Source organism: Vagococcus jeotgali (genome assembly GCF_035918315.1).
Classification (GTDB): Bacteria; Bacillota; Bacilli; order Lactobacillales; family Vagococcaceae; genus Vagococcus; species Vagococcus jeotgali.
This window is the reverse complement of record NZ_CP142146.1, coordinates 1,630,117-1,655,604: the sequence shown is the minus strand read 5'-3', so window position 1 is coordinate 1,655,604 and position 25,488 is coordinate 1,630,117. Positions and strand designations below refer to the sequence as shown.

Here is a 25,488-nt window from a genome sequence, read left to right as displayed (position 1 = left end):
TAAAACAGGGTAGGCTCAAAAGGCCTACCCCGTTTTATTTTCTATTTTGTTTCAAGTACCATTGGTAAAATCATTGGGTGACGTTCAGTTTGTTCTACTAAAAATGGCTGAACGGTGTTTACAATAATCTCACTTAATAACATTTCATCACAATGAGGTTCTTTTAAACCTTTGCGAATAGCATTAAATAATAATTTTTGTGTTTTTTGAATTAATTCCCCAGACTCACGCATATAGATAAACCCGCGAGATAAAATATCTGGACCAGCAACAATAGTTTGTGTTGTGTAATCAACTGTAACCACAGCTAAAACCAATCCATCTTCTGATAATATGCGGCGATCCTTTAAGACGATATTACCAATATCACCAATACCACTACCATCAACATAAATATCATCAGCATTAAAGTGACCAGCAATTCTAGCTGAATCAGCGGTTAGTGCTAAGACGTCTCCGTTTTCTAAAATAAAGCAATTTTCTTTAGGAATACCAGTTGCTTGTGCTGATTTTGCATGTACATTAAGCATACGATACTCTCCGTGAACTGGTACGAAGTATTTTGGTTGTAATAAGCGTAGTAGTAGCATTTGTTCTTGTTGTCCACCATGACCAGATGTATGGATGTTATTAACTTTACCATGAATCACATTAGCACCTGCTTCAGATAATAAGTTAATCAAACGATTCACACTTGCTGTGTTACCAGGAATTGGTGAGCTAGAGAAAATAACCGTATCATCAGGTTGAATTGAGATTTGGCGGTGAGTACCATTAGAAATGCGGCTTAGAGCAGCCATTGGTTCACCTTGAGAGCCGGTACATAAAATCATCACTTCATTAGCAGGGTATTGATTAATCTCACGAGCATCAATAAACGTATCATCAGGAACATTAATGTGTCCTAATTCACGGCCGTTGACAATTGCATTTTCCATGCTACGACCAAAAACAGCAATTTTTCGTCCAGTTTTAACAGCAGCTTCAGCTGTTTGTTGTAATCTAAAAATATTTGAGGCAAATGTTGCAAATATGACACGTCCCTCTACTTTTTCAATGATTTTTAAAATGGACTCACCAATGACTTTTTCTGATTTAGTAAATTCTGTGACTTCTGCATTAGTGCTATCAGATAGTAAACACAAGACACCTTCTTCACCAAGTTTTGCCATTTTATGTAAGTCAGCTGGTTTACCTACTGGTGTAAAGTCAAACTTGAAATCTCCTGAATAAACAATGTTACCTGATGGCGTTTTAACGACGACACCATTGGCCTCAGGAATACTATGAGTTGTTCTAAAGAAGCTGACAGATGTTTTACGAAATTTAATAACGGAATCTTCATTAATTTCATGTAGTTCAGCATCACGAAGTAGACCATGTTCATCAAGCTTATTACGAATTAAAGCCAAAGCAAGAGGCCCGGCGTAAATTGGAATATTAGCTTGGCGTAGTAAAAACGGAATCCCACCAATATGATCCTCATGACCATGAGTGATAACAAGTGCTTTTACTTTTTTGATGTTTTTTATAATATATTGGTAATCTGGAATGACATAATCGATACCTAATAGGTCGTCTTCTGGAAACTTAATCCCAGCATCAATTAAGATGATTTCATCTTGAAATTGAACCCCGTAAGTATTTTTACCGATTTCCCCTAGTCCTCCAATACCGAAAACACCAGTTTCGTTATTTTTTATTTGAGGTTTCATCATTAATTAAACTCCACAAGTTTAAAATCAGCATTTTCTTTTTCGTAATCTAGGTGATTACCTTCTAGGGGTTGAATAAGCTCGATATTGTAATTTGTGTTTTCATCAATAACTCGTCTTGCTGTCACATCAGAATCAGATTCGATGTAAAGAGATTTTGTTTTTTCCCTTTGTGGGCTTAGTTTTTTGTCCTCTTGATAATATACTTTATAAATCATATACATTCTCCTTTATATATCTATTTCAATAATAGTTTTTGGTTATTTTATTTGTAAACACAACAAACTTAGGTGCCCATGCACCTTACAATAAGATGGTCGACTGAAAAAAATTTTCTTAAGTCGACATGGAATCTAGTTGTATTCCACGAATGTCTATCTTTTCACCGTCTTGTTTTGGAGTTGTGTTCTCCTACATTAGTACTATTCTATCATAATTGAGAAAACTTGTATAGAAACAATACCTAAATACTCTAGGAAGACCAGTCGTTTAATAGGCTGTAGTAATGATATCACAGAAAAAATAAGTATAGAGTATAAGACTTAAAAACTAACGACTAAAGAACACTTTAAAGTAACTTATTAATTTGATTTAAGGTATATTTATTAAAAAATGAGATTATGAAAAAATTCTCTTTTTTTATTTAAAGTTATAATTTTTTTGAAAAAAATAAGAAGATGTAAATATTAAATAACCATTAAGAAAAGCTTAAGAATATGTTTTTCTTAAGCTTTTCTTAATAAAAATAACAAGCTAGAGATGTCGCTATTAAGTGTGACATCGTGAAAAATATGGCAAACTAAAAACATAACAGACGGAAATAAATAAATCGATTAAAAAAATCTTTATTAATATTTTTTTTTATAATATACTACTATGTGTTACGGAAATGTTTATTAACTAGGCCTAGTTATAAGTGTTGGAGGAAGACGTTTCATTTCTGTATACTATAACCTTTTGATACCAAACAATAGTCTGTTTTGAAGGAGTTAGATTGCTTTATAACGTTGTTCACAAATTATATGTTTTTAAAACGATTTGTTTTTTTCAAAAGAGCCGATTGAGTATTTAAAGGACCAAAAAAAGAGGAGAATGACAGACATGAACAAGTTTAAACAAGTGATGAAAGACGAAGAAGGTTTAACATTAGTCGAATTATTAGCAGTTGTAGTTATTATGGCAATTATCGCAGGTATCGCTGTCGTATCTATCTCAAGAGTTATCCAAAGAACACGTGAAGATGCCCAAGTATCAAACGTTCAACAAATGTTAGCGTCAGCTAATCTTTATGATATTGATACTACAGAAGGTTTAAATGTAGAGGACACACCATTATCTAAATTTGAAGAAGAAGGATCAATTAAAGCTATTACTTTCACAGATAAAAAAGCTGAAATTAAATTTAACAAAGATGAAAGAGATATTATTTCTGTTAGCTTACCTGCTGAAGTTTTACAAGCTGGTAAAAAGAAAAATATAGAACAAACTATTACTGAAAACCAAGCTGGTGGCTTAACAAGAGGCCAATTATTTAAAGATGGTGTAGGTAGTGAAACAACAGAATTAAGTAACTAATTAAAACTTAAAATCAAAACACAAAGACATGTTGATTAGGATTTGACAGATTCCACTGAAAAACTTGTCGAATCCTAATCTTGTTAGCTATAAGAAACGAGGAGAAAAATGACTATATCCACATGGGATTACGTATTAATTTACGGTTTATTATTTGTATTAGGTGCTTGTTTAGGATCTTTCTTTATTTTAGTTGGATCTAGAACAGCCAGAAAAGAGTCAATTGTCACACCAAGGTCACATTGTAACCATTGTCAACATGAGTTGAAATTTTATGAGTTAATACCTGTTGTATCATGGGTTACCTTAAGAGGAAAATGCTCTAAATGTCAGGCGAAAATTCCAGTTAAATACGTTGTATTAGAAATTATTTCAGGTCTTGCAATGATGAGTACATGTTTCTTACTAGCTTTTTCAAAAGAAGCGATTGTTGGACTGACGTTTTATTACTTGTTACTAACAATCACGGTTAGTGACATGGAAGAGCATAAAATACCTAATATTGTGTTATTACCCTTTTTAATTACAGGGTTAATTGAACGTTTTATTGTTTCTCAAACAGTTAATTGGTGGTTTAACCCATTACTTGGTTTTGTCGTTGGTTTTGGTGTGATGTTTTTACTTGGCTACTTTAGTGAAGATGGTATGGGTGGTGGTGATATTAAGCTATTAGCTGTTATTGGTGTATTTGTAGGTGCAGCAGGCGCTATAGCTACTTTAGTATTAGCTTCATTTATTGGTCTGTTTTATGCAATTTTTTCAGGACTTGCAGTCAAGAAAGGGAAAAAGATTCCTTTTGGCCCTTTTTTAGCCATTGGCGGACTAATGACATATTTCTTTTTATCAGGTCAATTAAATCAGTTACTACTAGCTTTGAGCTAGATACATTTAAGGAGGAAACATGAATAATTTTGTTAGTCCAACAGGTTCTAATTAAAATAGAGAATCATCCTAAAAAAATGAAGGCACATATTTTTATGGAGTTAGGAGAGAGCATTCAAGTCCCTTTTGATAATCCAACTTTTGATATTTTATCTATTCAATCTTCTACTATTATCACGGAAGAAGAGGAAGCTGATGTTAAAAAGAAAAAACGTCATAAAAAAAATAATCATACAATGAAAACAGAACAAGATGTCAATATTGTCGCAGCTATTATGTTACCTATGTTTGCGATGTATGATGCTGTTCAAGGCTAATGGTGATATTCCCCATGATAAAAGGACCAATATCATTGATTGATATTGTTATTTTTATGACCTGCTTTTATATGTCCGCCAAGTCATATTAGTGAAAATAGCCGTTTCGTTAAAGATTAGCTTAACTGGTTCGAAGAAAAAACATTATTTTTCTCAACTTATTTACTTAATGAAGTGGAATAAACAATCAGAACACGATAGAATAGAGTTAGAATATTTTCTATATGGTTTTCATGTAGAAATGATTCATATCAAGAACAGGTCAGAACTACTGAATTGGTATGACAAATATTTAGAAATAGGAAGGTGTTATGGTATGGGGCTATCAAAATTTAATTTTTTCAACCGTAAAGAAGGAGAAAAATATGAGTATGAGTATGAGTATGCATACGAATATGAATATGAAGACGATGATGATTACGACTATGACTATGAGGATGACAGTTATGACGATGAGTACGTAGAAGAAGAAATCATCACTAAAGTAGTGCCAAAGAAAACTCGTTCGAAAAAGAAAGAAAAGAAAAGCTATCCAAAATTAAAAAAACAAGATGTCAAAATCGAAGAAAAATTAATAGTCGTTGAGGAAGAAAACCCAGAAGATGAAAATGAGCGACTAAGAGAAATTATCTCAGAACAATCTGAGTACATTAATCAATTAATGGTCATTAAGAAAAAAACAGATAAAGCTCTAGAGCAAATGACAAGGTATACACAGTCTTTAAAATTAGAAAATGAAGATCTAACCAAGCAAATAGATACTCAAAAAGAGTTAATCGAAGTAGTAGATGCTAAGCAAATGATTGAAACAGAATTAGCTGTTAAAGAACTAGCTTTGGCAAATGAGGAAGTTATGGTATTAAGAGAAGCATTACAAGGTAATCAGAAATTAATGAAAGATTACCAAGCAGAAATTGAAAATTTAACTATTTTAGTTAATGAGCTGAAAAACCAACAACACTTTGATTTTTCTATTAAAGAATATGATGATACTGATGTGGAACTTGAAACATCTGAAGAGGCAGAATTAGTTAATTACTTAGAAGAAAATCAACGATTAACAGAAGTCATGCAGCGCCGATTAGACTCTGTAGAAGATGAATTAAAAGAGTTTAAGAGTAAGACAAAGCGTAAAAAGCGTAGTCAAGCAGGAGAATAAAAGGACTTAGAGGAGTCAATATGATAAGAGAAATCATTGATTGTTTAAATTCTTCTGAATATCTTTTAGTTGTCATAATTAGTCTAGGTTGCTTACTAGCACGTAGGTTAAGTAAGGAGTAAATTATCTCTTTAAGATGATACAAAATCAAAGACAGGGACTGACTAGAAAAGTCAGTCTCTTCTTTTATAGATAAATGGTATAAACATACCATCTACCTGATAAAAATGATATAATTTTAAATAGAGATGAGGGGGTGAGTCTATCGTGATGAAAACTTATGAATCGATCCAATTAGTCACCTTTTTAGAAAGACCAAATCGTTTTATTGCCTCGTGTGAGAAGAATGACGGAGAAGTGATTCGTGTTCATGTGAAAAACACAGGTCGTTGTCAAGAATTATTGATTCCTGGTGTGTTAGTAGCTGTCAATCACCAGCCCTTTAGTCACAGAAAGACTCATTATGATTTAGTTGCAGTCAATAAACAAGGTGCTTGGTTTAATATTGATAGTCAACTACCAAATAAATTAGTGTTACAAGGGTTACGTGACGGCGTGATTACTTTGTCTCAAATAAAGGGAAACGTCATAAATATCCAGCCGGAGTACACATATGGTGAGTCTAGGTTCGATTTTTTTATCGAAACAGATAGAGATGAGAAAATATTGGTAGAAGTGAAAGGGATGACCTTAGAGCATGATGAGATTGGCTATTTCCCAGATGCTCCGACACTTAGAGGATTAAAACATGTGGAGGGGTTACTTCAAGCAAGTAAAGAAGGTTTTAAAGTAGGTGTCATTTTTATCGCTCAGTTTGAAACTATTAAATACGGACAGATTAACGAGGAGATACAACCAGAACTGGCTAGTGTGATTGCTCTTGGACAAAAACAAGATAATCTTTTTGTGACAATTTATAATTGCCATGTGACTCCTAGTACAGTGACAATAATTGAAGAGAAACCATTTAGATAAAAGAAAGGTTGATAAACATGTTAAAATTAGGAATTATTGGGACAAGCTGGATTACGCATTCATTTGTTAATGCAGCTCTTGCTACTGGTCAATATGAATTAAGAGCAGTGTATTCAAGACAACTAGGAAAAGCTGAGAAATTTGCGAGTAAATATGAAAACCAAGAGAATATTGCTTTAATGACAGACTTATCAGAATTATGTGCTATGGCAGACTTAGATGTGGTTTATATCGCTTCACCAAACAGTTTACATTATGAACAGGCAAGACAATTAATGTCTGCTGGAAAAAATGTGATAGTGGAAAAACCAGCAGTATCAACAGTTGAGGAATTAGATGATTTAATCGAGTTATCAGAAGAAAAAGAAGTCTTTTTCTTTGAAGCTGCTAGACATATCCATGAAGAAAATTTCCAAAGAGTTGCTTCATTTTTGAAAAATAGAGATGACATATTAGGTGCTAATCTTTCTTTTAGAAAATATTCATCACGCTATGATGCTGTTTTAAGAGGTGAAGAACCTAATATCTTTTCACCGAAATTTTCAGGTGGGGCTATAATGGATTTAGGTGTTTACTTAGTTTATGCAGCTGTGGGCTGGTTTGGCATGCCAGAAGAGGCCTTTTATTTTAACAACCAATTACCAAATGGTGTGGATGTTATTGGGACGATGATTTTACGTTATCCAGGTTTTGATGTGACAATGAATACTGGTAAACATACTGAAAGTTATCTGCCATCTGAAATTTATTTAAGTGATAGCACACTTTGTTTAGATGCCATAAATAGTATTGGTAAGATTGTACAAAAGAAACGCGATAACGGAGATATTCAAGAAATCAATTTTGGTACAGATGTTAGTGAAGTTGATATGTATGAAGAAGCTTTAGCTTTTGCTGAAGTGATAAAAAATCCAATGAATGTAGAAAAAAATAAACAGTATCAAGACTGGATTCAATTATCAAGAGATGTTCATGAATTGATGAATAAAATGAGAAAAGATTCTGGAATTGTCTTTGATGCTGATAAAAAAGAAATTAGGGGTTAAATATGAGTATAGTTGAATTATATCCAAAAGAGTGGCAAGAGAAATGGGAAGAGAAGAAATTTAAAGATCCATCTATAATTCAAACATCTCTATATCCTTTAATCACAGAAGGAGAGAGTGTTTTAGGGATTTCTCCAACAGGATCTGGGAAAACATTAGCCTTTATCTTACCCTTATTACAACGAGTGATTAAGGGTGAGGGTAATCAAGTCTTAGTGATTTTACCTTCACAAGAATTAGCCAGTCAAGTGGCAGAGGTAACACGTGAATGGGCGAAGCCGCTTGATTTAAATGTTCAAATTGTTCTGGGCGGGGCAAATGTTAAAAGACAACTAGACCGCTTGAAAAAACGGCCAGAAATAATCATTGGTACACCGGGACGTGTGTTAGAGTTGATTAAGGTGAAGAAAATTAAAAGTCATCTAATTCAAACGCTAGTTTTAGATGAGGTAGATGATTTAGTCGCAGACACAGATTTTAATGCGACAAAAGGTATTATTAAAAGTGTGATGGCTGATACGCAAATTGTAGCCGTCTCAGCAACAGGTGAGCGAATCTTACCAGAGTTAGATACATTATTTAGGCAAGAACCAACTGTCATTGATGTGACAAATGAAGACACATCAAAAGGTTTGATAACTCATGGATTTATTATCACACCTAATAGAAAAAGAACAGAAGTGCTACGTCGATTAGCTCATGTTGAAGGATTTAAAGGGTTAGTTTTCTTTAACCAATTAGGAGAGTTAGGTACTGTTTCAGATAGGCTAGAATTTTTAGGTATTGATCACCAAACACTGGCTTCAGATCAGCATCAAGTTGAACGAAAACGTGCGATTCATGATTTTGAAAATGGACACACACCTTTGTTGTTGACGACAGACTTAGGTGCAAGAGGTCTTGATTTTTCAAATTTAGAATATGTTGTACAATATGACTTAGCTCGTGACACATCAGGTTACATTCATCGTGCAGGACGTGTGGGACGTATGGGTAAACCAGGTACTGTGATTAGTTTAATTAACGATACAGATCGCCGTTTTATTAATAAGGAATACAAAGAACTAGATGTTGTTGGTGTAGAATTATTTGCCAGTCATGGAAAGTTATTGGAAGAAAAACCAGATGTTATCGAAGAAGAAAAAGAAGAAATCAAAGAAGTATTTGTACCAAAAGTAAAAAAAGCTATGCAAAAACCAGCTCGTAAATCTAATACAGAACCTCCAAAAAAAATCAAAAAGAAAAATAGAGTGAAGAAACAAAAAAATAAAGGGGCAAAATGGAAGTCATAATGTGAGGAGTGAGGAGATGACGAGTCGAAAACAACAAGTACTAAATTTGATTAAGATATCTGATAGTTTAGTCGATGCTACCTATATATCAGAACAATTAGGGATAGATAGAAGCAATGTGAGTCGTTATCTAACAGAATTATACAAAGATGGGGTCGTCAATCGTACAGATGGGCGCCCTGTTCTTTATTCTGTAGATAAAAAGCAAGTAACACAGGAAGATTTGGTGACATTTGATTCTTTAGTTGGGAAAAATGAATCATTAGTAGTTTCCATAAAACAAGGAAAAGCAGCTATGCTATACCCACCTAATGGTCTGCATGCTCTCATTTTTGGTGAATCTGGTACAGGGAAATCGATGTTTGCGGAGTGTATGTATGAGTTTGGATTATCATCTGATAGTCTTACACCAGATGCTCCATTTGTATCATTTAATTGTGCTGACTATGCCCAAAATCCTCAACTATTATTTGGACATATATTTGGTGTGAAGCAAGGGGCTTTTACAGGGGCTGATGAGGATAAATTAGGATTAATCGCTAAGGCAGATGGTGGTGTTTTGTTTTTAGATGAAATTCACCGCTTGCCACCAGAAGGTCAAGAGATGTTATTCACATTTATTGACAAAGGCACGTATCGCCCTCTTGGTGAAAATAAAGATACATATCAAGCTACCGTGCAAATTATTGGTGCGACAACTGAAAAGGAGGAATTATTTCTAGATACGTTTAAAAGACGAATTCCAATGTTCATCACTCTACCTTCTCTCCAAGAGCGTACACTAGAAGAGCGTTATGACATTATCTCTTTATTTTTATCTCAAGAAGCAAATAGACTCAGTACACCAATCCATATTGAAAGAGAAGCAATTTTAGCTTTTATTTTATATAAAACCACTGGTAATATAGGCCAAATGAAACGTGATTTAAAATCAGTTTGTGCTAAGTCCTTTCTACATTACCGAACAACTGATGCTAAGCATTTAAGTATTGGCGTATCAGATTTGCCACTAACTATTCAAAAAGGTTTACTACATATTAAGGAATTACCCGAAAAATTTAATGCCACTATGGAACATTTTGACGAAGAGGTCATATACTATCCTGGCCAAGCGACAGTTGTCTGGCGTCAAGATGTCACTAAAGATATGGATGTCTACAATACAATTGATGATGAGGTGACTAGTCAGAATCTAGATGGCAATCAGCCGATTGACTTAGAGCATTTAATTAAAAAAAATCTTAATCAGTATTTTGATGTATACGTAGATGAACTCTCTCGAAATGATATTCATCAAAATTTGGTGCAAGCAGAGTGTTGGGAGATTGCAGAAGAAGTTTATTTAATTGCAGAAGAAAAATTGGGGAGAATATTTAATGATAAAGCTAAGTTTACATTTGCACTACATTTACAGAGTACCGTGGAAAGAATAAATAAGAATCAAACGATAAATCATCCTAATTTAAATGAGATAAGAAAAAAATATTTAAGAGAATTTCAGTTAGCAATTGAATTATCAAGTATGATTGAAAAAAAATTTGATATTGATATACCATTTGATGAAATAGGATTTATGACCATGTTTTTAACAACAAATTTGAGCGAGAATTCAGTTATTCATCAAGACAAAGTAAATATTCTATTACTAATGCATGGTAAGTCCACTGCAACTAGTATGTTAGAAGCAGTTCAAGAGCTATTAGGAGTTAGTGATGGTGTTGCTTTTAATATGCCACTATCAATGGAACCAACCCAAATATACGAGCAGATTAAACAGTATGTACAAGAAAAAAAGAATTCATTAAGTAAAGGATTACTTATTTTGACTGATATGGGATCTTTAGAGCGAATAGGAGTTATGCTGACAAGAGAGACTAACATACAAATTAAAACTGTCTCTTTTACATCTACGATGGTTGTGCTGGAGGCTGTAAGAATGGCAAGTAATGGTAAGGGTTTAAATGATATTTATAAGAGTTTGAAGATTTCTTTTGAAACAATAATACAACGTCAGTTTGAAGAAGTAATTGATGCTAGTATCAGTGGTACTTACAATGATGTAATTGTCGTAGCTTGTTTTACAGGAGAAGGGGTTGCCAATGTATTAAATGATAAATTACAAGGTATGTTACAGGATAAAAGCATCAAAATTATTCAATTACAATTTTTTAATAAAAGAAACTTTTTAACATCCTTAGCAGGTTTATCTAAAGAAAATAACATACTAGCTGTTGTTGGGACAGTTAAGGTAATGTACAACAACATACCATTTTTTTCAGCTTATGATATATTAAATGATAATCACATCGATTCATTTAGAAGAATAGTTGCTAAGGAAAATCATGTAGCCTCATCGATCGAAAAGGAACTCAAATATATTAGTAATATTGCTGAACTACAGCAGGAAGTTACAGTTTTAATCCAGAGTATTATTGATGTTTTAGGAATAAGAATATCTTTTGAAGTAAAGCAAGGTATTTTATTACATATAATATTTTTAGTCAATCACCTGTTACAATCTAAAGTAGATTTATCAATTCGGGAGGTAACAAAAGAACAAAGCTGCCCAAAAGACGATGATATCATTATGGTTTATAATGAATTAAAAGTTTTAGAAGATAAGTATGAAATATGCTTTTCAAATAAAGACGATAGGGTAAAATATTTTGTGTAAATAGAAATTTAGGGTAGAAAAAGAGAAAGTCCATTCTGTAAAATTAAAGTTACGACACAGAAATTTTATAGGAGGACTTTCTCATGACTCATTTTACTACAGAAATAATGGAAACACTAATTAATAAAGGTGATTTAGATGATTTATTTCGTCGTCATTTAGAACTCGCTATCAACTCATTATTACAGGCTGAATTAACAGCGTTTCTTGACTACGAAAAGTATGATAGAGCTGGATTTAATTCAGGTAATTCCCGCAATGGGAATTACTCACGTTCATTTAAAACAGAATATGGAGAATTAAATTTGGTGATTCCTAGAGATAGAAATGGAGAATTTTCCCAACAAACATTACCAGCCTATAAAAGAACCAATGATTCCTTAGAAACTACTATTATTCAGCTATTTAAAAAAGGGATCACTATGTCTGAAATCTCTGATCTAATTGAAAAAATGTATGGTCATTATTACACACCACAAACTATTTCAAACATGAGTAAAATCGTATCTGAAGATGTTTTGGCTTTTAAAGAAAGAACTTTAGAAGCTAAATACTCAGTCATTTTTATGGATGCTACTCATATTCCTTTAAAGAGACAAACCGTATCAAAAGAAGCCGTTTATATTGTGATAGGCATTCGATTGGATGGAACCAAAGAGGTTCTAGGATTTACTATTGCTCCAACCGAATCTGCTTATGTTTGGAAAGAGATACTTCAAGATTTAAAAGATCGTGGTTTAGAAGAGGTTTTATTAGTTGTAACTGATGGTTTAAGTGGTATTCACGATAGTATCCATAGTGTCTATCCAAATGCTCAATTTCAACAATGTTGTGTCCATATCTCTAGAAATATTGCTCATAAGGTTCGTGTTAGTGATCGACAAGAAGTCTGTAATGATTTCAAATTGGTTTATCAAGCAGCTTCAAAAGAAGAAGCTATGAATCAAATAAGTTTTATGATAGATAAATGGAAAAAGCAGTATCCACGAGTAGTTAAATTACTCTTGAATCCTGCTATATTAACTTTCTATAACTTCCCACCATCAATCAGAAGAACTATCTACTCAACTAACTTGATTGAGGGATTTAATAAACAGTTAAAAAAATATACAAAGAGAAAAGAACAATTTCCTAATGAAGAATCTCTGGAGAGATTCCTTGTTTCTCAGTTCAATGAATATAACCAAAAATTTTTAGGCAGAGTACATAAAGGATTTAAGGAAATACAAGATACATTAGAATCAATGTTTTAACTTAAAAAAATGGAATGGATTTTCCATTTACACATAATTCTTGACGCAACCATAAAGACGTGGAATCAATAAAAATTATGTTCATTCTTAATGGTCAAAAGTTTTAAATGAGTTTACACAATGTATAGAAGTTTAATATCTTTTGTTGAAAAAATTAAACTTCTGTACATTGTGTTTTTTTAGTGTGTATTTTTTTATGTTAGTGTGTAATCTAAAAACATAAGGAAACGCTTAAAAGTAAGCGTTTTTTTGGCACGGATATTGCTTTATTTAACAGAGGAGGGATAAAAGAAATAACAAATTTAGGACAAAATATAAGGAGGATGATTTATGGATAAGTTAACACAATGGATTGAAAAATATTTATTACCAGTTGCAGATAAAATTGGTAATGAAAGACATTTAATTGCTTTAAGGGATGCTTTTATAGGTGCGATGCCTGCAACAATGGCAGGTTCAATTGCAGTGTTGATAAATGCTATTATTCGAGATATGCCCACTCAATTTATTCCAAGGTATGATGCTAGTACGATACCAGTCTTAAAAGAGATAATAGCAATTAATGGATTTGTATGGAATGGAACATTAGCTATTGCTGGTTTAATTTTTGCTTTTTCTCTAGGTTATAATATATCTAAAGTATACGGAGTTAATGAACTAGCAGGGGGAATCGTTTCTCTGTCAGCACTTGTTCAGGGAATAGCATTCTCTGTCACAACAACAATTAACACACCAGTATCTGCACAACTGATGAATGAAATAAATGAAAAGTTTTCAGATGCAGGTTGGTCAGCAACACCTGAGGGGCTAACAGCTTCACAGTGGGGGTGGCTACAATTGTCTCACCTAGATGGGAATGCTTATTTTACAGCCATGATTCTAGGGTTTATTTCAACGATTATTTATGCTAAATTAATGCAAGCTAATATCACAATTAAGATGCCTGATTCAGTACCTCCAGCTGTATCTAAAGCTTTTGCAGCTATTATCCCAGCGACAGCAGCACTTTATGCTATTGCAATTTTTAACTTTATATTTGGTAAAATTTCAAATGGTATGTTATTTATTGATTGGGTACAAGAATTTATTGGAAAACCTTTACTTGCAATGTCACAAGGATTTGGAGCTGTTATTTTAGCTACAATCTTAATTCAAGTTTTTTGGTTCTTCGGCTTACATGGTATGAACATTTTAGCGCCAGTATTAGAAGGTGTGTGGGGAGTTGCTCAAATAACTAATATTAATCTATTTAATGATGGTGGGGCGACTCTAGTTAAGCAAGAAGGTTATATGTGGGTTAGAGGATCATTTGATGCTTATACAATGTTTGGTGGAAATGGTGGAACCCTAGTTTTAATCATTGCTATATTAATTTTTTCTAAACGTGCAGATTACCGAACAGTTGGTAAGTTATCGTTAGGACCTGGTATTTTTAATATTAATGAGCCAATCATGTTTGGTTTACCAGTTGTATTAAATCCAATCATGTTTATTCCATTTATTTTAGCACCTGTTGTATCAACATCAATTGGTTATTTTGCAACAGTCGCAGGCTTAGTAAACCCAGTTAATCAAGCAGTTGTTTGGGTGACACCACCATTTTTATTATCATTTTTAGCAACCGGTGGGGATTGGCGAGCACCTATTGTTACTTTAGTATCTATGATAGCGGCCTTTGTTATTTATGCACCATTTGTTATTGCAGCAAATAAAGCAGATATTAAAGGATAATTTAATGGTAATGATAACAATTATATGAAAGGTAGGAATAAGTCAGATGAGTAAGAATGGTCTTTTTTTAATAAGTATTGGTTTAATTATCTTTTTGCTTAGCTCTAACGCCGTAACTGGACAATATGATCTATTAAGTATTGTAACAGCAGTAACATTTATTATATTTGGAACAGTATTTATTTTAAAAAAAATGCTTAGTTGTAAAATCAAGTTAGCCACTCTAAAATAATAAAAAAACACCATGGTAAAAATTCGTGTATCATTGAAGTAACTACCCAACAACGAAAGGAATTTTTATCATGGTGAAAATTAAGAATAACACAAAGACATCTAGTTATAAACATCTTTCCTTAAAGGAAAGGCAGCTTATTGAAGTTTGGCATAATATGGGAGACTCTAATAGAGAAATTGGTAGACGATTAGGCCGACACCATCAAACAATAAGTAATGAGCTTAAACGAGGAACGACCACGCAAATCAAAGAAAATAAGAAACCTAAACAACTCTATTTTGCTGATACGGGGCAAGCTAAATACATAGAAAACAGGAAACGCTGTGGTTCGAAATCTAAGCTAGTTAGTGCTGTTGATTTTATTAATTATGCCTGTAAACAAATGATAGACTTTAATTGGTCACCAGATGCAATTGTTGGCTTTATCAAGTCTTTAGGGACTTGGGATAAACCTATTGTTTCTACTAAGACACTTTATAACTATATTGATAAAGGTTTTTTACCAGTCAGAAATCATCATCTCAAGATGAAAGTTAGACTATCACCTAAAAAGAAAAGAAGTCGTCAGCATAAAAAAGCTCTTGGAAAATCAATTGATGAACGACCTAGCAAAATTGATTCTAGACAAGAGTTTGGTCATTGGGAAATAGACAGTGTCATTGGTTCAAAATCTAAAGATGATAATGCTCTACTTACACTTGTTGAAAGAAAAACTCGCTACATGATTACTGTTGTTCTAGATGATCATACTGAAGAGTCTGTTAGTTACGCTATTAAACAGTTAAAATATGAGTTTGGAAGAGCCCGATTTAGTAGCATATTTCAATCGATTACTGCTGATAATGGCAGTGAATTTAGCTCACTTGATGATACTCTGCAACAAATGACTGATATCTACTTTGCTCACCCTTATTCATCTTGGGAACGAGGAACAAACGAAAGACATAATGGTTTATTACGGCAATTTGTTCCGAAAGGAACGCCTATCTGTCACTACTCAAAGCAGTTCATACAACTGGCTACTGAAAAAGTTAATCTTTTACCGCGTAAAATTTTAGACTATAGACAACCAGCAACATTATTTTTAGAAGAAATTCAAAATCTAAAGATCAAAACATGTTGGTAAGTAAGGGGTTCAATAAAATAACACTGATATTTAGATATTTTTACCAGAGTGGCTAACTTAATGTTGCAATTTAGATTTAAAAAAAAATAAAAAAAAGGATAATGGTGACCATGAAAATCATTAAAGAGCTAAATATACCATCTGCTTATTTGTACAAAGTAATAATCGATTCCGTAAGGTATGACGTTGAACAAGCTATAGGAGAACCTATTAGAGAGTGCCAACTGGAAAACCTGAGTTATGTTAAAGAGTTTGGGAAAAATAAACGTGCCAAGATTACCATACTTGAGATAGAAAAAAATAAAACATATAAATTTGAAACAGAAACGATAAACAATACTTTTATTAGTCAGTATAGAATTAATCAGTTATCAAGTACTATATGTCAGTTAACTTACTCAGAGGATAATTTAACAAGTAATAGCCTCCAAAAAATAAATGATAGAATGTTTGGTATATTTTTAGGTTATTTTAAGAAAAAAAGATTTATTCAGATGCTCAATGCAATTGAGCAATCATATTAAAAATACTAGATATATACCTGTACTTAATACAAGAAAAGGTATATAATGTAAGGAAGAAAGTTTCTAAAAAAAAGGGTAAAGGATGGAATAAAATGGCAGAAAAAACAATCATGTTAGTATGTTCAGCAGGTATGAGTACAAGTTTATTAGTAACAAAAATGCAACAAGCAGCAACTGATAAAGGTGTTGATGCTGAGATTTTTGCAGTATCTACGTCTGAAGCACCTGATCAAGTAGCGAAAAAGGAGATTGATGTCGTATTATTAGGACCTCAAGTTCGTTTTATGAAAAAACAATTTGAAGAAACATTTGGTCCTCAAGGAATTCCAGTGGAAGTTATCAACATGTCAGATTACGGTATGATGAATGGCGAGAATGTTTTAAATTCTGCTATAGAATTAATGAATAAATAAGAAAAAGATTTAAGGGGATTAATGTAATGGATGATAAAAATTTAGAGGCAATCATGGGTCTAATTATGAACTCAGGAAATGCCAAAAGTGATTCAATGGAAGCAATCCAAGCAGCAAAACAAGGAGAGTTTGAAAAAGCGGACGCTAAAATGACAGATGCAGAGGAGTCTTTAGTTAAAGCTCATCAATCACAAACAAGTCTTTTAACAAAAGAAGCACAAGGTGAGTCTATTGAATTGACACTATTGACAGTTCACAGTCAAGACCACTTAATGACATCCATTGCTTTTAAAGATTTAGCAAAAGAAATCATCGATGTTTATCGTCGTATGGATGTAGAAAAATAATAATACGCCGATTGTAAAATTAAGCTAGACAAATAAAAAAATCATTTGTGATACACTCAAATTGTCCAAATTGTATTTCCGACGAAAGAAAACAAGGAGAGTGATCACAAATGACCTATATACATCTTACTACAGACGAGCTTGTTTTAATAGAATCTTATTATCACCAAGCTAAAAAAGTTAAACATGTTGCTGATACTTTAAAAAGATCAAGACAAACTATTTATAATGTTTACAACGCTTTAAATGAGGGATTATCTATTCTAGATTACTATCAAAGATACAAAAAAAATAAAAAGAAATGTGGAAGGCGTCCTATTTCTTTACCTGATAATGAAACAAAATATATTCAAAACAAAGTGGCTCAAGGATGGACTCCTGACGTGATTATCGGTCGTGCTGAGATTTCTATTTCTTGTTCTGTTCGGACACTTTATAGATTGTTCTCGCGTGAATCTTTTGATTCCACAACTTTACCAATGAAAGGTAAAAGAAAACCTAATGGGCATAAAGAAAAACGAGGTAAACAAGCATTTAAACGAACCATTCATCAGAGAGACGCTGAGCATAACGAGTTTCAAAGTGAATTTGGTCACCTAGAAGGTGACACTATTGTTGGGAAAAATCATAAAAGTGCTGTTATTACATTAGTTGAAAGGTTATCAAAAGTTATTATTACCTTAAAGCCAACAGGGAGACACGCTATAGATATTGAGAATAGCTTAAATGAATGGTTAAAAAAATGCCCTAATCACTTGTTTAAATCTATCACATTTGATTGTGGCAAAGAATTTTCTAACTGGAAATCTATCAGTAACTTAAATGATATTGATATCTACTTTGCTGACCCTGGTACACCTTCACAACGAGGTTTAAATGAAAATTCTAATGGGCTATTGCGTAAGGATGGATTGCCTAAGAAAATGGATTTCAACGAAGTTGATGAATCTTTCATTCAATCTGTTGCATCCAAAAGAAATAATATTCCTAGAAAATCATTAAACTATAAAACACCATTAGAAGTATTTTTGAGCTATGTAGACAATGACATTTTGTCTAGCTTAATTTGACAAATGAAAATAATAAAAAACGACTATCTATATTAATAAGTAGTCGTTTTTTGTATAAGTAGATATAGAGAACTAAAAAACGAGAATGATCATTTTAAGAGTCATTCTCGTTTTTTTGATTATGATTTAGCTTCAGCTAAGCCTTTTTCTTTTGCAATTTCGTTTTGATCATAAATACGAACAAATGGATAGTAACAAACAACTGATATAGCAATTAAAATGATATTAAGAACAGCAGCTCGCCAGTCACCACCGGTAGCTAAGTAAGCTCCGATTGGCCCAGGTAGAGTCCATGGTGCTGTAAAGATAACTGGAGCAACTAGTCCAGCTTTAGTTACAAACCAAGCAACTGTTGCTAAAATCATAGGAGTTACGATAAATGGGATCATTAAGATAGGATTTAGTACAATTGGAACACCAAAGATAACGGGTTCGTTAATGTTAAAGATAGATGGTGTAATAATAGCTTTACCAAGTTTTGATCCATATTCTGATTTAGCTGTGAAAGCTAAAAGAATCGCTAGACCTAAAGTAGCTCCAGCTCCACCAATCCAGATAAACCATTGGAAGAAAGGTTCTGCAGCAATATAAGGTAAAGTATCTCCAGCTGCCTGAGCCGTTGTATTACCTTCTAGTAATTGTAACCATACTGGACGTGCAAGTGATCCTACGATGGAAACACCATGGATACCAAATACCCAGAAGAAAGTAATTAAGAAAATAAGTAAAAGAACACTTGGTAGTGAATCTGCAGCACTGACTAAAGGCGACACGATTTTACCAACAGCCATGTGCCAGTCGAATCCAATAAAGTAAGTAATAGTTGCCATACCTAAGATAACGATTAAAGTAGGTGTTAATGATTCAAAAGAACGAGCTACAGCAGGTGGTACTTGAGCAGGCATTTTTATTTTGAATTTTGATCTATCAGTCATTCGGTAAATCTCAACAGCAATGATAGCTGTAATAATACCTACGAACATACCACCACCACCAAGGTTAGCCATTGGTAGTACGAAACCTTCAACACCAGCATTAGCATCAGCTGGTACGTTTACAGGAACAAATGTTAATAAGAAAGCAATCGTTGCTAAAATACCACCAGAAACAACATCTAAATCATACGTTTTAGATAAACTTGCTCCAATACCAAAAGTCGCATATAAAGACATGATGTACATCGTCATACGATAAGGTAGTAAAATAGTTGCAGCATTTTCAGTTAAGAACTGTGTAATACCCCATGATTGAGGTAGAGGTGGAAAAGCTACGATTAAGAAAAATGATCCAATAATAATTAATGGTAGTGTAGCAATAATTCCATCACGGATAGCTCTTAAGTGACGTTGATTAGCGATCTTATCCATAGGTCCCGCTAGTTTTGAATCAATGAAATTAGTAAATTTTTCTAACATATTAGTGCTCCTTTTTATTTAAATTTTAAAAAATAAATCCTTTATATAACCAAAAATAAGAAAGAACTTCCAAAATAATGAAAGCAATAATTAAAGTTATCCAAAACGATTTAGAAATGCCTTTTTTAGTTTCAATAAAGCATTGGCTATAAGCAATAGCCCCCGCAATTAAAATGGGTAAAAAAATCATCGTAGCCAGACGTGTATCCCAGTTTAGCTCAAAGAAAAGATAGGGAATAAGTATCCCTCCTATTACACCAGCTAATAGAAGTAATGAAGCACTTTTAATTGAGAACTTTGGTACGCCGTTTGTTTTTTTGTCCATCATTATCTTAGTCACACCTCCAGACTTTTAGTTATCAGATTTTTTGAACGTTGATTGCAATCGGTTATCATTCAAATAATATGAGCTTATATCACACTAAAGTAAGCACTCACATTGTAAATATAGTATACATTAAATAAAAATAATTTCAATTAAAAATAATTAATTTTGAAATATTTTTTCTTTTGTAATCGTTATATTTCGAAAAAAATAAAAAATATTTGAAATAATATTTCATAAATGGTAATATCTACTTAAATATTGAGTATGAAACATATCATAAAGATGCTCAGGAAGAGAAGGATGTGGCGAGGTAATGCTAGAAAATTTAACAACAGAAAAAAGAAATGATTCAACTAAAAATTTAGATCGTTTATCAATAGAAGAAGCTGTCAATATGATGAACCAAGAGGACAGCCAAGTTATTACCGCTATTAAACAAAAAACAGGTCAAATCACCGCTGTTATTGAACAGGTAGTTCACTCATTAAAAGAAGGTGGTCGTGTATTTTATTTTGGAGCTGGTACAAGTGGGCGACTAGGTATACTTGATGCTGCAGAGTGTGTACCAACGTTTAGTACAGATCCAGAGCTTGTTAAAGGGATTATCGCTGGTGGAGAATCTGCTATGACTGTAGCAGTTGAAGGTGCTGAGGACTCACTAACATTAGCTGAGGAAGATTTTAAAGAACGACATTTAACAAATAAGGATATTGTCATTGGCATTAGTGCAAGTGGTAGAACACCTTACGTGATTGGTGGATTAAAATATGCTGCAACAATAGGTGCGACAACAGCTTCTATTTCATGCAACGAGCATTCAGAAATTAGCCAGTTTGCTAGCTATCCAATTGAAGTTTCACCTGGTCCAGAAGTATTGACCGGATCAACTAGACTTAAAGCAGGTACAACACAAAAGTTAATTTTAAATATGATTTCTACTATTAGTATGGTTCATTTTGGTAAAGTATATGGTAACTTAATGGTAGATGTGAAACCAACAAATGAAAAATTAGTTGAGCGTGCTAAAAATATTATCATGGAAGCAACTGGAGCATCAAGAGAAGTGGCAACGAAGTATTTTGAAGATTCTGACCAACAAGTTAAACTTGCTATTGTTCGTATTTTAACTAAAACTTCAAAAGAAGAAGGTCAACAGTTACTAGATAGCAATGATGGTTTTATCCGTAAAGCTGTGGATTCAAAAGAATAGGTAAAGGAATGAAATCAATGAACTATATTATTGGGGTAGATTGTGGTGGAACTAAAACAGAAGCAGTAGCGTATCATGCTGAAACAGGAGCCTGTCTTTATACTGCAACAACAGGCTTTGGTAATGTAGTTGTTGATTATCAAAAAGGCCTATCACATATTAAAGAAGCAATCGAAAAAATTTATTTACAGCTACCTAAAGATAATTGTATAGAGGTAACCTTGGGTGTTGCAGGGATTGATTCAGGTGGTTTAAGAGAGAAAGTAGCTGCTGATTTATCAGATAAACACACACGTATTATCTTGTTGAATGATGGACAACTCGCTCATTATGCGATACTCAAAGGCCGAGACGGGATTACTGTGACAGCAGGAACTGGTTCAGTTATTTTAGGACTTGAACAAAATGTGTGGTATAGAGTCGGTGGTTGGGGCCATTTGTTTGGTGATGAAGGAAGTGCTTATTGGATTGCTAAAGAGGCAATAAGTAAAAGTTTAGAAGATAGTGATAATAATAGACTTCAAAGTGATTTAACAAACTATTTATTTGAGTTTTTTCAAGTTGATACTGTTATGGATTTAGTCAAAAAACTATACAAGCTCTCTAAAGGTGAGGTTGCTAGTGCTACAGAATCTGTTGCAAAAGCAGCAGATAATGGGGTAGCTGAGGCAATTGAAATCTTGGAAGATGCAGGTGAAAAATTAGGGTTTAGTGTTAAACAAATGATTCAAAAAATGGAAATACCAACAACAAAAACACCAATTCCTTTAGGGTTAAATGGTGGAGTTGTCGAGAAGAATGAGTACGTTAAACAGGCGTTAATGGCATACTTATCTAGAGAAGATATCGTAGTAGAGTTATATCAAAAAGAAGTCTCCTGTGCTAAGGGAGCTTATTATCTATATGAAAAGGACGGAATATAATGAGAAAATTAGGAATTTCAGTTTACCCAAATCATCAATCAGTTGAGGATATTAAAGAATACATGACACTTGCAGCAGGTTATGGCTTTAGTCGTGTCTTTACGTGCTTATTATCAGTAGATCCTGAGAAAAAAGAGGAAATTGTAAGTGAGTTTTCTGAGACAATTAATCATGCAACGGCTTTAGGAATGGAAGTTATCGCTGATGTTAGTCCTAAAGTATTTGGTGAATTAGATATTAGTTATAAAGACCTATCTTTCTTTAAAGAAATTGGGGCAGATGGCATTAGACTAGATATGGGATTCACTGGTAATGAAGAGTCAATCATGACGTTTAATCCACAAGGTTTATCTATTGAGTTAAACATTAGTAACGGAACACGTTATTTAGAAAATATCTTAAGCTATCAGGCTAATGCAGATAAGTTACTAGGCTGTCATAATTTTTATCCGCATCGTTATACTGGACTTAGCTATGATCATTTCATTGAAACCAGTCAAGTTTATAAAGATCACGGAGTTCGTACCGCAGCATTTGTTAACTCACCAACAGCAAAAGTCGGACCATGGCCAGTTGAAGAAGGATTATGTACGTTAGAGATGCACCGTGAATGGCCGATTACGACACAAGCCAAACATTTATGGGCAACTGATTTAATTGATGATGTGATTATTGCTAATGCCTTTGCTTCTGAAGAGGAGCTAAAAGCATTGAGTGAAATTAATCCGTATAAATTAACCCTTGATTGTACTTTAGTAGAAGATATTCCAGATTTAGAGAAAGTTATCGTGTTAGATGAATTTCATTTCAACCGTGGTGATGTGTCTGATTACGTACTACGCTCAACTCAAAGTCGTGTGAAATATAAAGGGCATGAATTTAAACCTTTTAACACAAAAGATATGGAGCTAGGAGATATTATTGTGGAGACATCACTGTATGCTCACTACGCTGGGGAATTACAAGTCGCTTTATTACCAATGGAAAATTCTGGGAAAACAAATGTTGTGGGAGCTGTCACAGATGCTGATAAAATTTTATTACCATACATCAAACCATGGCAAAAATTTGCTTTCTCATTAGTAAAATAAAGACAAAGAAAGTAGGCATCCTATGCAATATGGTATTGGATTAATGTCAGGTACGTCTTTAGATGGTATTGATGTGGCTTTAGTATCTATAGACAATAACTTTTGTGAAGGGACATATACATTAGTTGATTTTATGACAGTCCCTTTTGAAGAACGGATCATTAAGCAAATTAAGCAAGCTATTGATGTGACTACATCTAATGTCTTACTGATTTGCAGCCTAAACATGGAGTTAGGTAAAATCTTTGGTCAAGCTGTAAACATGATGAAAGATAAGCATCAATTATCAGGAGCGGATATTTGGTTTGTCGCATCTCACGGACAAACCATTTACCATCATCCTATAAATCAAGGAGAATATGTATCCTCTACCTTACAAATTGGTGAATCTAGTGTGATTTGTGAAGTAACAGAGACAACTGTTGTGTCAGATTTTAGGTATCGGGATATGGCAGTAGGAGGACAAGGTGCACCAATTGTTCCATTTTCTGAGTATGTTTTATATAAAAGCCAAGATAAGCAACGTATCTTGCAAAATATCGGTGGTATATCTAATGCAACTGTGATTCCAGCTAATGGATCTATGGACGAGGTAGTCGCTTTTGATACAGGGCCTGGCAACATGATTATTGATGAATTTGTTCGTAGGTTTTATCAAAAAGAATATGATGATAAAGGTCATTATGCTTCTCTGGGTAAGGTAGATGAACTAGTGTTAAACGATATGTTGAATCATCCATTTATGAAAAAAAGTTTTCCAAAGTCTACAGGAAGAGAAGATTTTGGTGAACAGTACGTGGATGAATTATTGTCTACTCATCATTTAAATAGCAATGATTGGATAGCAACAGCGACTGCTTTTACAGCAAAAGCTATCAGAAAGTCTTTAGATAGTTATGTTAGTGATGATAGCCAAACAGAATTCATTGTTGGCGGTGGGGGAAGCTATAATCCTGTTTTGATTGAGATGATTAGAAAAGAAATGCCAAAGAGTGTCACTGTGATGATTCAAGAGGAAATTGGATTATCTTCTGATGCAAAAGAGGCTATTGCTATGGTAGTATTAGGACATATGACAATGGAGCATAAGCCAAGTAATGTTCCTAGTGCGACTGGGGCAAATAAGCCGGTTATATTAGGGAAGATAACGAACTATTAATTAAGAAAGTAGGGATGACCATGAAAAACAGAAATGTTCATCAACGAGTAGAAAGTATTTATAATGACTTAACAAGATCTGAGCGAAAAATTGCAGATTTGGTATTGGCAAGACCAGAAGATGTGATTAAAATGACTGCCAGTGAGTTAGCCGAAGAATCTGATACGTCTCCAGCTTCAGTGATTCGTTTTTGTAAATCAATTGGCATCCCTAGTTTTCCAGAATTAAAATTAGCTTTATCAGCGGAAAGAAAATCTGAGATACCTAATCACTATTCAGATATTTTACCAACAGAAAAACTATCTGATGTGAAAGCAAAACTTTTAGGCAATGCTTATCAATCGATGGAGGAAACGATTCAATTAATAGATGATAATGTGATTGTTGATGCCATTAATTTGATTGAAAAAGCTCCTTTTGTTTATGTTTTTGGTGTGGGATCATCCTTTTTAGTTGCTGAAAATATTGCTCAAAAGTGGAATAGGATTGGTAAGGTTTGTATCTGTTTATCAGATGTTCACTTACTTATTTCAAGTCTAGCCTCAGCAGCACCGGGAACAGTTTTTATCGGTATATCTAATTCTGGTGAAACGAAAGAAGTGCTAGCTTTAAATGAAGTTGCCAAATCATCTGGTATTAAAACGATAGGTATGACTCAGTTTGGTATGAACACGTTGAGTAAACAAGCAGATGTAGTGATTCAAACTATAAAATCAAAAGAAGGTGAATTAAGAAGTGCTGCCACAAGTTCTTTGATGTCTCAGTTTATCACGATTGATTTACTATTTTATGCTTATGTTCTAGGTAATTATGATGAACATATATCAAGCATTCATGATTCTAGACAGCTGGTTGATGAGTATAAACTAAGGTATGATAAAAAATAATCAGGTAAATCAGTAGACAAATGGCCTTAAAAGTGACAAAATAAATAAGTCATGTCCCAGTAGCTCAGCTGGATAGAGCACCGTCCTCCTAAGACGGGTGTCGTACGTTCAAATCGTATCTGGGACGTTTGTCGGTAACTA

25 protein-coding genes and 1 tRNA gene are annotated in these 25,488 nt (G+C 33.4%); 22 read left to right on the top strand and 4 right to left on the bottom strand.

Annotated features, from left to right (window positions below):
* Nucleotides 1-41 precede the first annotated feature (41 nt).
* Together rnjA and VSF34_RS08205 are read right to left on the bottom strand one after the other, a co-directional pair.
* On the bottom strand, nt 42-1,715 hold the full coding sequence (gene rnjA, locus VSF34_RS08210) for a ribonuclease J1 (RefSeq protein WP_326718056.1): 1,674 nt from the start codon (nt 1,713-1,715) through the stop codon (nt 42-44).
* 2 nt (nt 1,716-1,717) lie between these two features.
* Nucleotides 1,718-1,933, bottom strand: coding sequence for a DNA-dependent RNA polymerase subunit epsilon (locus VSF34_RS08205; RefSeq protein WP_326716837.1), 216 nt, complete (start codon nt 1,931-1,933; stop codon nt 1,718-1,720).
* A gap of 883 nt (nt 1,934-2,816) precedes the next feature.
* Here VSF34_RS08205 and VSF34_RS08200 point away from each other — a divergent pair.
* The 16 genes from VSF34_RS08200 to VSF34_RS08125 all read left to right on the top strand — a co-directional run bounded on the left by VSF34_RS08200 (nt 2,817) and on the right by VSF34_RS08125 (nt 18,334).
* A complete protein-coding gene (locus VSF34_RS08200; RefSeq protein WP_326716836.1) occupies nt 2,817-3,290 on the top strand; it encodes a pilus assembly FimT family protein in 474 nt (157 codons plus the stop codon).
* Between the two features lie 108 nt (nt 3,291-3,398).
* Nucleotides 3,399-4,172: a prepilin peptidase gene (locus VSF34_RS08195; protein ID WP_326716835.1), complete on the top strand. Its 774-nt coding sequence runs from the start codon at nt 3,399-3,401 to the stop codon at nt 4,170-4,172.
* Nucleotides 4,173-4,267: 95 nt separating this feature from the next.
* Nucleotides 4,268-4,489, top strand: coding sequence for a hypothetical protein (locus VSF34_RS08190; protein WP_326716834.1), 222 nt, complete (start codon nt 4,268-4,270; stop codon nt 4,487-4,489).
* Nucleotides 4,490-4,658: 169 nt separating this feature from the next.
* On the top strand, nt 4,659-5,648 hold the full coding sequence (locus VSF34_RS08185; protein ID WP_326716833.1) for a hypothetical protein: 990 nt from the start codon (nt 4,659-4,661) through the stop codon (nt 5,646-5,648).
* A 270-nt stretch (nt 5,649-5,918) separates the two neighbouring features.
* Nucleotides 5,919-6,623, top strand: coding sequence for a DNA/RNA nuclease SfsA (gene sfsA, locus VSF34_RS08180; protein ID WP_326718055.1), 705 nt, complete (start codon nt 5,919-5,921; stop codon nt 6,621-6,623).
* A 17-nt stretch (nt 6,624-6,640) separates the two neighbouring features.
* Complete coding sequence (locus VSF34_RS08175; RefSeq protein WP_326716832.1) at nt 6,641-7,669, top strand: Gfo/Idh/MocA family protein; 1,029 nt, start codon at nt 6,641-6,643, stop codon at nt 7,667-7,669.
* A 2-nt stretch (nt 7,670-7,671) separates the two neighbouring features.
* Nucleotides 7,672-8,961 carry a DEAD/DEAH box helicase gene (locus tag VSF34_RS08170; RefSeq protein WP_326716831.1) on the top strand — a complete coding sequence of 430 codons (1,290 nt, stop codon included), beginning with the start codon at nt 7,672-7,674 and terminating at the stop codon, nt 8,959-8,961.
* A gap of 16 nt (nt 8,962-8,977) precedes the next feature.
* Nucleotides 8,978-11,635: a sigma-54-dependent transcriptional regulator gene (locus VSF34_RS08165; protein WP_326716830.1), complete on the top strand. Its 2,658-nt coding sequence runs from the start codon at nt 8,978-8,980 to the stop codon at nt 11,633-11,635.
* Between the two features lie 83 nt (nt 11,636-11,718).
* Complete coding sequence (locus VSF34_RS08160) at nt 11,719-12,888, top strand: IS256 family transposase (RefSeq protein ID WP_326716335.1); 1,170 nt, start codon at nt 11,719-11,721, stop codon at nt 12,886-12,888.
* Between the two features lie 330 nt (nt 12,889-13,218).
* A complete protein-coding gene (locus VSF34_RS08155; RefSeq protein ID WP_326716829.1) occupies nt 13,219-14,619 on the top strand; it encodes a PTS sugar transporter subunit IIC in 1,401 nt (466 codons plus the stop codon).
* A gap of 46 nt (nt 14,620-14,665) precedes the next feature.
* Entirely contained in the window at nt 14,666-14,851 is a 186-nt protein-coding gene (locus VSF34_RS08150; RefSeq protein ID WP_326716828.1) for a DUF3188 domain-containing protein, read from the top strand.
* Nucleotides 14,852-14,921: 70 nt separating this feature from the next.
* Complete coding sequence (locus VSF34_RS08145; RefSeq protein ID WP_326716671.1) at nt 14,922-15,980, top strand: IS30 family transposase; 1,059 nt, start codon at nt 14,922-14,924, stop codon at nt 15,978-15,980.
* A 110-nt stretch (nt 15,981-16,090) separates the two neighbouring features.
* Nucleotides 16,091-16,504, top strand: coding sequence for a DUF3284 domain-containing protein (locus VSF34_RS08140; RefSeq protein ID WP_326716827.1), 414 nt, complete (start codon nt 16,091-16,093; stop codon nt 16,502-16,504).
* Between the two features lie 92 nt (nt 16,505-16,596).
* Nucleotides 16,597-16,917 (top strand): PTS sugar transporter subunit IIB, encoded by a 321-nt coding sequence (locus VSF34_RS08135; protein WP_326716826.1) that lies wholly within the window; start codon nt 16,597-16,599, stop codon nt 16,915-16,917.
* Nucleotides 16,918-16,943: 26 nt separating this feature from the next.
* A complete protein-coding gene (locus VSF34_RS08130) occupies nt 16,944-17,264 on the top strand; it encodes a PTS lactose/cellobiose transporter subunit IIA (RefSeq protein WP_326716825.1) in 321 nt (106 codons plus the stop codon).
* 110 nt (nt 17,265-17,374) lie between these two features.
* Nucleotides 17,375-18,334 carry an IS30 family transposase gene (locus VSF34_RS08125; protein ID WP_326716323.1) on the top strand — a complete coding sequence of 320 codons (960 nt, stop codon included), beginning with the start codon at nt 17,375-17,377 and terminating at the stop codon, nt 18,332-18,334.
* A gap of 119 nt (nt 18,335-18,453) precedes the next feature.
* Here the strand turns inward: VSF34_RS08125 and VSF34_RS08120 are convergent, their stop codons facing one another.
* On the bottom strand, nt 18,454-19,749 hold the full coding sequence (locus VSF34_RS08120; protein WP_326716824.1) for a PTS sugar transporter subunit IIC: 1,296 nt from the start codon (nt 19,747-19,749) through the stop codon (nt 18,454-18,456).
* 25 nt (nt 19,750-19,774) lie between these two features.
* A complete protein-coding gene (locus VSF34_RS08115) occupies nt 19,775-20,077 on the bottom strand; it encodes a hypothetical protein (RefSeq protein ID WP_326716823.1) in 303 nt (100 codons plus the stop codon).
* Between the two features lie 313 nt (nt 20,078-20,390).
* On the opposite strand from VSF34_RS08115, the gene murQ reads away from it, so the two are divergent.
* The 6 genes from murQ to VSF34_RS08085 all read left to right on the top strand — a co-directional run bounded on the left by murQ (nt 20,391) and on the right by VSF34_RS08085 (nt 25,474).
* On the top strand, nt 20,391-21,287 hold the full coding sequence (murQ, locus tag VSF34_RS08110; RefSeq protein ID WP_326716822.1) for an N-acetylmuramic acid 6-phosphate etherase: 897 nt from the start codon (nt 20,391-20,393) through the stop codon (nt 21,285-21,287).
* Between the two features lie 17 nt (nt 21,288-21,304).
* Entirely contained in the window at nt 21,305-22,210 is a 906-nt protein-coding gene (locus VSF34_RS08105; protein ID WP_326716821.1) for a BadF/BadG/BcrA/BcrD ATPase family protein, read from the top strand.
* Nucleotides 22,210-23,301 carry a DUF871 domain-containing protein gene (locus tag VSF34_RS08100; protein WP_326716820.1) on the top strand — a complete coding sequence of 364 codons (1,092 nt, stop codon included), beginning with the start codon at nt 22,210-22,212 and terminating at the stop codon, nt 23,299-23,301. Before VSF34_RS08105 ends, VSF34_RS08100 begins: the two co-directional genes overlap by 1 nt.
* Before the next feature lie 22 nt (nt 23,302-23,323).
* Complete coding sequence (gene anmK / locus VSF34_RS08095; protein WP_326716819.1) at nt 23,324-24,460, top strand: anhydro-N-acetylmuramic acid kinase AnmK; 1,137 nt, start codon at nt 23,324-23,326, stop codon at nt 24,458-24,460.
* A gap of 20 nt (nt 24,461-24,480) precedes the next feature.
* Complete coding sequence (locus tag VSF34_RS08090; protein ID WP_326716818.1) at nt 24,481-25,347, top strand: MurR/RpiR family transcriptional regulator; 867 nt, start codon at nt 24,481-24,483, stop codon at nt 25,345-25,347.
* Between the two features lie 53 nt (nt 25,348-25,400).
* Nucleotides 25,401-25,474 (top strand) — tRNA-Arg (locus VSF34_RS08085).
* Nucleotides 25,475-25,488 lie beyond the last annotated feature (14 nt).

Coding starts and splice junctions, on each gene's coding strand:
- rnjA (WP_326718056.1), bottom strand. CDS start 1,715: ATGAAACCTCAAATAAAAAATAACGAAACTGGTGTTTTCGGTATTGGA.
- VSF34_RS08205 (WP_326716837.1), bottom strand. CDS start 1,933: ATGATTTATAAAGTATATTATCAAGAGGACAAAAAACTAAGCCCACAA.
- VSF34_RS08200 (WP_326716836.1), top strand. CDS start 2,817: ATGAACAAGTTTAAACAAGTGATGAAAGACGAAGAAGGTTTAACATTA.
- VSF34_RS08195 (WP_326716835.1), top strand. CDS start 3,399: ATGACTATATCCACATGGGATTACGTATTAATTTACGGTTTATTATTT.
- VSF34_RS08190 (WP_326716834.1), top strand. CDS start 4,268: ATGGAGTTAGGAGAGAGCATTCAAGTCCCTTTTGATAATCCAACTTTT.
- VSF34_RS08185 (WP_326716833.1), top strand. CDS start 4,659: ATGAAGTGGAATAAACAATCAGAACACGATAGAATAGAGTTAGAATAT.
- sfsA (WP_326718055.1), top strand. CDS start 5,919: ATGAAAACTTATGAATCGATCCAATTAGTCACCTTTTTAGAAAGACCA.
- VSF34_RS08175 (WP_326716832.1), top strand. CDS start 6,641: ATGTTAAAATTAGGAATTATTGGGACAAGCTGGATTACGCATTCATTT.
- VSF34_RS08170 (WP_326716831.1), top strand. CDS start 7,672: ATGAGTATAGTTGAATTATATCCAAAAGAGTGGCAAGAGAAATGGGAA.
- VSF34_RS08165 (WP_326716830.1), top strand. CDS start 8,978: ATGACGAGTCGAAAACAACAAGTACTAAATTTGATTAAGATATCTGAT.
- VSF34_RS08160 (WP_326716335.1), top strand. CDS start 11,719: ATGACTCATTTTACTACAGAAATAATGGAAACACTAATTAATAAAGGT.
- VSF34_RS08155 (WP_326716829.1), top strand. CDS start 13,219: ATGGATAAGTTAACACAATGGATTGAAAAATATTTATTACCAGTTGCA.
- VSF34_RS08150 (WP_326716828.1), top strand. CDS start 14,666: ATGAGTAAGAATGGTCTTTTTTTAATAAGTATTGGTTTAATTATCTTT.
- VSF34_RS08145 (WP_326716671.1), top strand. CDS start 14,922: ATGGTGAAAATTAAGAATAACACAAAGACATCTAGTTATAAACATCTT.
- VSF34_RS08140 (WP_326716827.1), top strand. CDS start 16,091: ATGAAAATCATTAAAGAGCTAAATATACCATCTGCTTATTTGTACAAA.
- VSF34_RS08135 (WP_326716826.1), top strand. CDS start 16,597: ATGGCAGAAAAAACAATCATGTTAGTATGTTCAGCAGGTATGAGTACA.
- VSF34_RS08130 (WP_326716825.1), top strand. CDS start 16,944: ATGGATGATAAAAATTTAGAGGCAATCATGGGTCTAATTATGAACTCA.
- VSF34_RS08125 (WP_326716323.1), top strand. CDS start 17,375: ATGACCTATATACATCTTACTACAGACGAGCTTGTTTTAATAGAATCT.
- VSF34_RS08120 (WP_326716824.1), bottom strand. CDS start 19,749: ATGTTAGAAAAATTTACTAATTTCATTGATTCAAAACTAGCGGGACCT.
- VSF34_RS08115 (WP_326716823.1), bottom strand. CDS start 20,077: ATGATGGACAAAAAAACAAACGGCGTACCAAAGTTCTCAATTAAAAGT.
- murQ (WP_326716822.1), top strand. CDS start 20,391: ATGCTAGAAAATTTAACAACAGAAAAAAGAAATGATTCAACTAAAAAT.
- VSF34_RS08105 (WP_326716821.1), top strand. CDS start 21,305: ATGAACTATATTATTGGGGTAGATTGTGGTGGAACTAAAACAGAAGCA.
- VSF34_RS08100 (WP_326716820.1), top strand. CDS start 22,210: ATGAGAAAATTAGGAATTTCAGTTTACCCAAATCATCAATCAGTTGAG.
- anmK (WP_326716819.1), top strand. CDS start 23,324: ATGCAATATGGTATTGGATTAATGTCAGGTACGTCTTTAGATGGTATT.
- VSF34_RS08090 (WP_326716818.1), top strand. CDS start 24,481: ATGAAAAACAGAAATGTTCATCAACGAGTAGAAAGTATTTATAATGAC.